Origin of the sequence: Micromonospora sp. KC213, from assembly GCF_004348325.1 — a bacterium.
Taxonomy (GTDB): domain Bacteria; phylum Actinomycetota; class Actinomycetes; order Mycobacteriales; family Micromonosporaceae; genus Micromonospora.
This window is the reverse complement of the sequence record NZ_SMKF01000240.1, coordinates 1-6,675: the sequence shown is the minus strand read 5'-3', so window position 1 is coordinate 6,675 and position 6,675 is coordinate 1. Positions and strand designations below refer to the sequence as shown.

Genomic DNA, 6,675 nt, shown 5'->3' with positions numbered 1-6,675 from the left:
CCACCACCTCACGACCCGACTCACCGCCGTCGCCGCCGACGAAGCCGTCATCTTCACCAGCTTCCACCAGTCTCCCCTCCCCCTCGCCCTGCTCCTGCGCCTCGCCGGCGTACCCCGCATCAGCGCCATCAGCGACGACTACCCCGGCAGCCTCCTCGACATCCGACACCACGTCCCCACCGGCACACCCGAACCCGAACGCGCCCTGTCCCTCGCCGCCGCCGCCGGCTTCGGACTACCGCCGGGGGACCAGCCGACCCTGCGGGTACGCACCGACGGGTTGCCCCCACCGCCGGCCGGGCTCGGCCCCGCGGGGTACGTGGTGGTGCATCCCGGCTCCGCGGTCCAGAGCCGCGCCTGCCCACCCGAGCTGGCCACCCGGATCGTCCGGGTGCTCGCCGCCGCCGGTCACCGGGTGGTGGTCACCGGTGGTCCGGACGAGACGGCGTTGACCGCCGGCGTCGCCGGCGACGCCGGCCTCGACCTGGGCGGACGCACCGGGCTGGCGGAGCTGGCCGCGGTGCTCGCCGGGGCCGGCGCACTCGTCGTCGGCAACACCGGTCCGGCGCATCTGGCCGCGGCGCTGGGTGTGCCGGTGGTCAGCCTCTTTGCCCCCACCGTCCCGTACGGACAGTGGGGGCCCTACCGGGTGCCGACGGTCCGCCTCGGTGACGCCACCGCCGCCTGCCGGGACACCCGCGCCACCCGCTGCCCGGAGCCCGGTCACCCCTGCCTGGCCACCGTCGAACCGGGTCGGGTGCTGGACGCCGTACGCCTGCTCGGCGTGTCGGCCGACACGCCGCCGTCCGGCACGGTGACCGCGCGGGGCCCGCAGGCGCCGGCGGTGGTCACCGGCGGCGGGAGCGCCCGATGAACATCCTGGTGTGGCATGTGCACGGCTCCTGGACCACGTCCTTCGTGCACGGCAAGCACCGCTACCTCATCCCCGTCACCCCCGACCGGGGTCCCTACGGACTCGGCCGGGCCCGCACCTACCCCTGGCCCGACAACGCCATCGAGACCACCCCCGAACAGCTACGCCACGAACACATCGACGTCGTGCTGCTACAGCGCCCCGAAGAGCTCGACCTCGCCGAACAGTGGCTCGCCCGCCGCCCCGGCCGCGACCTGCCAGCCATCTACGTCGAACACAACACCCCCAAAGGCGACGTACCCCACACCCGCCACCCCATGGCCGACCGCGACGACCTCCTCCTCACCCACGTCACCCACTTCAACGAACTGTTCTACGACAACGGGGGCACCCGTACGACGGTCATCGAACACGGCGTCGTACCACCCACCACCGAATGGACCGGGCAACTGGACCGACTCGCCGTCGTCATCAACGAACCCATCCGCCGCTGGCGCGTCACCGGCACCGACCTGCTCACCCGCTTCGCCCAGATCGCCCCACTAGACGTCTACGGCATGAAAGTGACCGGCCTCGCCGACCACCTCGGCCTGCCCGCCGACCGGCTGACCAGCCACGACGACCTGCCGCAGCACCGGATGCACACCGAACTGGCCCAACGCCGCGCCTACCTGCACCTGTGCCGGTGGACCTCACTGGGACTCAGCCTCATCGAAGCCATGCACATCGGCATGCCCGTCATCGCCCTGGCCACCACCGAAGCCGTCGAGGCCATCCCACCCGACGCCGGAGTCATCTCCACCCGGGTGGACGTGCTGGTGCAGGCGGCGCGGCGGTTCGTCGCCGAACCCGCCGAGGCCCGCCGGGCGGGGGAGCGGGCCCGCGTCGCCGCCCGGGGCCGCTACGGCCTGGACCGATTCCTCGCCGACTGGGACCGCCTGCTGGAGGAGGAAGTATGCGCATCGCGATGATCTCCGAGCACGCCAGCCCGCTCGCCGTGCTGGGCGGTGAGGACGCCGGCGGGCAGAACACCCACGTCGCCGAACTGGCCGCCGCGCTGGCGGCCGCCGGGCACGACGTGCGGGTCTACACCCGCCGCGACGCCGTCGACCTGCCGGTGACGGTCCGTGCCCCCGGCGGGTACGAGGTGGTGCACGTGCCCGCCGGCCCCGCGGAACCGGTGGCCAAGGACGAGCTGCTGCCGCACATGAAGGAGTTCAGCGCCTGGCTGGCGCAGCGGTGGCGGGGCGGCGACTGGACGCCCGAGGTGGTCCACGCGCACTTCTGGATGAGCGGGCTCGCGGCGCTGACCGCCGGTCGACAGACCGGAGTGCCGGTGGTGCAGACGTACCACGCGCTGGGCACGGTCAAGAAGCGGCACCAGGGCGTACAGGACACCAGCCCGGCCCGGCGGATCGGCTACGAGCGGGAACTGGGCCGCGCGGTGGACCGGGTGATCGCCCAGTGCCAGGACGAGGTCGGCGAGCTGGTCCGCCTCGGCGTACCCCGGTCCCGGATGACGGTGATCCCCTCCGGGGTCAACCTGACCACCTTCGCTCCCCTCGGGCCGGCCGCCGAGCGGGAGCCCGACCGGCCGCGGGTGCTCACCGTCGGCCGGCTGGTCGAACGCAAGGGCTTCCAGACGGTGATCCGGGCGATGGAGCTGGTGCCCCGGGCCGAGTGCGTGATCGTCGGCGGTCCGCCCGCCGGGCTGCTGGAGGCCGACCCGTACGCCCGACGGCTGCGCGCACTCGCCGAGTCCTGCGGGGTCGCCGACCGGGTCCGGCTGGTCGGCGCGGTGCCGAGGGAGGAGATGGGTCGCTGGTACCGTTCCGCGGACGTGCTGGTGGCCGCCCCCTGGTACGAGCCGTTCGGGCTCACCCCGCTGGAGGCGATGGCCTGCGGGGTGCCGGTGATCGGCACCGCCGTCGGTGGGATCAAGGACACCGTCGTCGACGGAGTCACCGGCGACCTGGTCCCGGCCCGGGACCCGAGGGCCCTGGGCATCGCGGTCCAGCGTCTGCTCGACGACCGGATCCGCCGGTTCGGGTACGCCACCGCAGCGCTGCGCCGGGCCCGGCGCAGTTACTCGTGGGCCTCCGCCGCCGAGCGGATCGCGGAACTGTACGGCGAGGTCGCCGCGGTCCGCCGGCCGAGCCGGGTGGTCGCCTGATGGCGGGCGACCTGCTCGACGCGCACCTGACGTTGCTGGCCGAGGCGCTGCTGCCGTACCGGGACTGCGAGACGTTGCTGGCCCGCTGGGGCACCGAGCTGGCCCGGACACTGACCGGCGGTGGCCGGTTGCTGGTGGCCGGCAACGGCGGCAGTGCCGCCGAGGCCCAGCACCTCACCGCCGAACTGGTCGGCAAGCTCCGCGACGACCGCCGACCCCTGTCGGCGATCGCGCTGCACGCCGAGACCTCGGCGGTGACCGCGATCGGCAACGACTACGGCTACGACGAGGTCTTCGCCCGGCAGGTCCGCGCGCACGGCCGGGTCGGCGACATCCTGCTGCTGATGTCGACCAGCGGCACCAGCGCCAACCTGCTGCGCGCGGTCGACGCCGCCCGCGAGGTCGGCCTGCGCTGCTGGGCGTTCACCGGCCCGGCCCCGAACCCGCTGGCCGAGGCGTGCCACGAGGCGCTGCCCATCGCCTCAGCGGACGGTCAGGTGGTGCAGGAGCTGCATCTGGTCTCCACCCACGTGCTCTGCGAGTACGTCGAGCGGGAGTTGCCGGCCGCGGCTGCCCGCCGTGTCCCGACCGAGCCGGCGCCGGCGGGAACCACGACCAGCGCCGGGCCGGTCCGAGCCGGGGTGGAGGTGCTGCTCGACGGCGATGGGCGCCAGGTGGAGGCGGGACAAGGAGGGACAGCGTGACCGGACCCCTGGTGGTTGTCGGCGACACCCTGTTGGACCGCGACGTCGAGGGCGTGGTGAACCGGCTCTGCCCGGACTCGCCGGTCCCGGTGCTGGACGAGACCACGCACGCCGACCGGCCCGGCGGAGCCGGCCTCGCGGCCGTCTTCGCCGCCGCGCAGGGCGCCGAGGTGGCCCTGGTGACCGCGCTCGCCGACGACGCCGCCGGAGCCCGGCTCGCCACCCTGCTCACCGCCGCCGGGGTGCGGGTGTATGCGCTGCCGCTGCCCGGTGCCACGGCGGAGAAGATCCGGCTGCGGGCGCGGGGCCGGGTCCTGCTGCGCCACGACCGGGGTGGCCCGGCCGGCGTGCCCGGGGAGCCGCACGAGGCGGTGCTGCGGCTGCTGGCCGAGGCGTCGGCCGTGCTGGTCAGCGACTACGGCCGGGGCGTGGCCCGGCAGCCGGCACTGCGCGCCGCCCTCGCCGCGACCCGTGCTCCGGTGGTCTGGGATCCGCATCCACGGGGGCCGGCGGCGGTGCCCGGGGTCACCCTGGCCACCCCCAACGAGCCGGAGGCCCGGGAACTGACCAAGGTGCCCGCCGGGGAGTCTCGGCTGGCCACCGCCGCCCGGGGCGCGCAGGGGCTGCGCGAGCGGTGGCGGGCCGGCGCGGTGGCGGTGACCCTCGGCGGGGACGGCGCACTGCTCTGCCACGCCGGGACGACCCCGCTGGTGGTCTCGGCCCCGGTGACGGCCGAGGGCGACACCTGCGGGGCGGGGGACCGGTTCGCCTCCGCCGCCACTCTCGCGCTGGCCCGGGGCGCGCTGGTCTCCGAGGCGGTACAGCAGGCGGTGGCGGAGGCGTCGGCGTACGTGGCCGGCGGGGGAGTGGCCGCCGCCCTGCCCCGGTCGGTCCACACCGCCCCACCGGTGGTGCTCGCCGGGGGTGGGGAGCGGATCGGGGCGGCGGCGGCCGGCGCGGTGGTGGCCGAGGTACGCGCGGCCGGCGGGACGGTGGTGGCCACCGGCGGCTGTTTCGACCTGCTGCACGCCGGGCACGTCGCCACCCTTCAGGCCGCCCGGCAACTCGGCGACTGCCTGGTCGTCTGCCTCAACTCCGACGCCAGCGTCGCCGGGCTGAAGGGTCCGGACCGCCCGGTGGTGTCCCAGGGTGACCGCAGTCGCCTGTTGGCGGCGTTGAGCTGCGTGGACGCGGTGCTGGTCTTCGACGAGCCGACCCCGCACGCCGCGTTGAGCTGGTTGCGTCCGGACATCTGGGTCAAGGGCGGCGACTACGCCACCGGTGGCGGTGACGGCTCCGCCCTGCCGGAGGCGGAGGTGCTGCGCCGGTGGGGTGGACAGACGGTGGTGGTGCCCTACCTGCACGGGCGCTCCACCACGGACATGATCGCGGCGGCCCGGGGCGAGCGGCGTGTGGTCCCCACCGGCACCGGCCGGGCCGCTCGGCTCAAGACGGAAGGAACACGATGACCAGCAGCGCAGCACCCGGTGCCGGGCCGACGGTTCTGATCACCGGTGGATCGAGTGGTCTGGGCGCGGCGGTGGTGACGGCGGTGGCGAAGGCGGGTGGGCGGCCGTTGGTGTTGGACCGGCAGGCTCCGGTCGGTGGGGTGTCGTGGGTCGAGTGTGACCTGGCCGATACGCGGGCGGCTGAGGAGGCGACCCGGCGGATCGCGGCTGAGGCCGGCGGGTTGGCCGGTGTGGTCACCGCCGCTGGGGTGGACGTGCCGGGGAAGCTGGCCGACGTGGACGGGGCCGCCTGGGACCGGATCGTCGCGGTCAATCTGCTCGGTACCGCCGCGGTGGTCCGCGCCGCGCTGCCGTACCTGGAACGCTCGCGTGGCACGGTGGTGACGGTGGCGTCGACGCTGGGGATCAAGGCGGTCAGTGACGCCACCGCGTACTGCGCGGCGAAGTTCGGGGTGGTCGGTTTCACCCGCGCCCTCGCCGCTGAACTCGCCGGCCGGGTCGGGGTGACCCTGCTGATCCCCGGTGGGATGCGTACCGCGTTCTTCGACGACCGTGACGCGGAGTACAAACCCGGCCCGGACGCCAACCTCAACGACCCGGCCGACACCGCTGCCGCGGTCATGTTCGCGCTGTCCCAGCCTCCGGGCTGCGCCGTGCGTGAACTGGTGGTCTGCGCCGAGCGGGAGACGTCCTGGCCGTGATCCTCGTGCTGCGTGCCCTCGGGGTGGGCGACCTGGCCACCGCGGTCCCGGCACTACGCGCGCTGCGGGCCGCGTACCCCGACCAGGAGCTGGCACTGGCCGCGCCGGCCTGGCTCGCGCCGCTGGCCGACCTGGTCGACGCGGTCGACCGGCTGCTGGCCACGGACGGGCTGGGTGAGCTGGCCTGCACCGGCGCACCGCCGCAGCTGGCGGTCAACCTGCACGGGCGCGGCCCGCAGTCACACCGGATGCTCGCCGGTGTCCGCCCACGCCGGCTGCTGGCCTTCGCCAACGCCGAGGCCGGGCACCTCGACGGCCCCGCGTGGTTCGCCGAGGAACACGAGGTCGACCGCTGGTGCCGGCTGCTCGCCTGGTACGGCATCCCCGCCGACCGCACCGACCTTGCCCTGCGGCGACCCGCTCCGAGTCAGATGCCGGTCGGCGTCACGATCGTCCACCCGGGCAGCAAGGCGCCGGAGAAGCGGTGGCCGGCCGGGCGGTTCGCCGCGCTGGCCCGGGAGCTGGCCGGGCGGGGCCACCGGGTGGTGGTGACCGGCTCGGCGGTCGAGCGTGACCTGGCCGCGCGGGTGGCCGCCGCCGCCGGGCTGCCGCCCGAGGTCGTCCTGGCCGGGCGGACCGACCTGGGCGAGTTGGCCGCGCTGGTCGCCCACGCCCGGCTCGTGGTCAGCGGTGACACCGGCATCGGACACCTGGCCACCGGGTACGCCACCCCCTCGGTGCTGCTCTTCGGCCC

7 protein-coding genes are annotated in these 6,675 nt (G+C 75.1%); all 7 read left to right on the top strand.

Features of this window, described 5'->3' with window-relative positions:
* The coding region (locus tag E1166_RS28425) for a glycosyltransferase family 9 protein (protein ID WP_165944452.1) at positions 1–874 on the top strand (874 nt) is incomplete at its 5' end.
* Positions 871–1,845: a glycosyltransferase gene (locus tag E1166_RS28420; protein ID WP_132342958.1), complete on the top strand. Its 975-nt coding sequence runs from the start codon at positions 871–873 to the stop codon at positions 1,843–1,845. The genes E1166_RS28425 and E1166_RS28420, both read left to right, overlap by 4 nt.
* Positions 1,830–3,047, top strand: a complete 1,218-nt coding sequence (locus E1166_RS28415) for a glycosyltransferase (protein ID WP_132342957.1) — start codon at positions 1,830–1,832, stop codon at positions 3,045–3,047. The genes E1166_RS28420 and E1166_RS28415 overlap by 16 nt, the downstream gene beginning before the upstream one ends.
* Positions 3,047–3,751 (top strand): SIS domain-containing protein, encoded by a 705-nt coding sequence (locus E1166_RS28410; RefSeq protein ID WP_132342956.1) that lies wholly within the window; start codon positions 3,047–3,049, stop codon positions 3,749–3,751. The genes E1166_RS28415 and E1166_RS28410 overlap by 1 nt, the downstream gene beginning before the upstream one ends.
* Positions 3,748–5,220 carry a PfkB family carbohydrate kinase gene (locus E1166_RS28405; RefSeq protein ID WP_132342955.1) on the top strand — a complete coding sequence of 491 codons (1,473 nt, stop codon included), beginning with the start codon at positions 3,748–3,750 and terminating at the stop codon, positions 5,218–5,220. The genes E1166_RS28410 and E1166_RS28405 overlap by 4 nt, the downstream gene beginning before the upstream one ends.
* Entirely contained in the window at positions 5,217–5,921 is a 705-nt protein-coding gene (locus E1166_RS28400; RefSeq protein ID WP_132342954.1) for an SDR family oxidoreductase, read from the top strand. Before E1166_RS28405 ends, E1166_RS28400 begins: the two co-directional genes overlap by 4 nt.
* The coding region (locus E1166_RS28395) for a glycosyltransferase family 9 protein (protein WP_132342953.1) at positions 5,918–6,675 on the top strand (758 nt) is incomplete at its 3' end. The genes E1166_RS28400 and E1166_RS28395, both read left to right, overlap by 4 nt.

Bases quoted from the DNA above. Each gene is read 5' to 3' on its own strand.
- E1166_RS28400 (WP_132342954.1), top strand. From the start codon at position 5,217: ATGACCAGCAGCGCAGCACCCGGTGCCGGGCCGACGGTTCTGATCACC.
- E1166_RS28420 (WP_132342958.1), top strand. From the start codon at position 871: ATGAACATCCTGGTGTGGCATGTGCACGGCTCCTGGACCACGTCCTTC.
- E1166_RS28410 (WP_132342956.1), top strand. From the start codon at position 3,047: ATGGCGGGCGACCTGCTCGACGCGCACCTGACGTTGCTGGCCGAGGCG.
- E1166_RS28415 (WP_132342957.1), top strand. From the start codon at position 1,830: ATGCGCATCGCGATGATCTCCGAGCACGCCAGCCCGCTCGCCGTGCTG.